The following is a 1,234-nucleotide window of genomic DNA, read 5'->3' on the forward strand; positions in this document are numbered from 1 at the left end:
GCGCCGTGTGTTGCGTAGCGTAAGAGTTGAGTAGAGAGCGCCGGGGAGCCGGCGGACAAAGCCGATCGCCGTTAGTGAAACGACCGGCCAACATCCATCGGTCTCAACCGACTTTTGCAACAAAATCTGCCACAAGGGGACTTCTTGGGCGGCGCCTCGTTCGCCCTGAAATGCAAACGGACTTCGCTCTTCAGCGCGCGCTACTGAGATGTTCTGACAATTTATCCGTTTGAGTAGGAGCTGCTCGAAAGCTCAGAAGAGAACCGATCCTCCAGACTGCGACTCCACCAATGAACATAACGAGGGGCTGCGGCCAGACGGTGGGAATTGTACGCACCTCAGCTTCAAATGCGAGTCGCAAGGTGTGGTATAACATAATGCATCCGATCAGACTGATCACGATGCCAGCCCAAGGTTCGATGCTGCGCCGCTTGGTCAGCAGCACCGCAGCTCCGATTAATGCTGCGTATTCAACGAATGTCGCCGCGACACGCAATGCTCGTGTAACCGCGGCATAGTGCGCATTCCTTGCGAAATGCCATCCCCAAACATCGGCAGCAAGCCCGATGCAAACGACGATTGCGTAAGCCGCTAAGACAGCGTAGCCGAAGCGAAGCCATGCATGCGGCGCTGATATTGTCTCTACCAGCCGTAGCGCGCCGGCTGCCGCCGCGAGGGAGGCGATCTGACCAGCTGTGTAGATCATGATCAAGTCTGTCAAGCGAGCCGGCTCATAATGGCCTAGAGCGCCAACGACCTCATAGCCCAGACCTTTAACGATGTTCATCGCCCAAAGAAGCGCCGGCAATGCGAAAGCTGCTGCAACCCAGCGCGGTGCGCCAAGGGCGTTTACGGCTCGAAAAGCGCCAACGACGCAAAGGATGCATCCGGAAGCAGCGAACAGCCAGTACCAAACAAAAATCGACGAACCCGAAGTCAGCCATGCGGACATTGCAACCAACGCCGCTAGTCCGGTCGCAATGGCCAGGTAGGATCGTGGAGGCATCCAGAAATATCCTTGTCGGGGCGCCGAACACAGGAACGCGAAGCTAGTCATCGCGCGGTCTATAGATTAGCGGAATAGTTGCGGGACACAATGTCTGCAACGGGTCTTGGTTGCGTAAAAACGTCCTAGCGGAAGCATAGACACGTCGCGAGTTTGGCGACGTGGCGGGCGCAGTCATTTTGCCGAGTTTGGCGGCTTTTTCGATTTGGCCGCTCGCCTAATGCGGAT

1 protein-coding gene is annotated in these 1,234 nt (G+C 56.6%); it reads right to left on the reverse strand.

Features of this window, described 5'->3' with window-relative positions:
* Positions 1 to 190: 190 nt before the first annotated feature.
* Positions 191 to 1,006, reverse strand: coding sequence for a hypothetical protein (locus tag C7G61_RS42760; RefSeq protein ID WP_108523417.1), 816 nt, complete (start codon positions 1,004 to 1,006; stop codon positions 191 to 193).
* Positions 1,007 to 1,234 lie beyond the last annotated feature (228 nt).

This window comes from Bradyrhizobium algeriense (genome assembly GCF_003062295.1).
GTDB lineage: Bacteria > Pseudomonadota > Alphaproteobacteria > Rhizobiales > Xanthobacteraceae > Bradyrhizobium > Bradyrhizobium algeriense.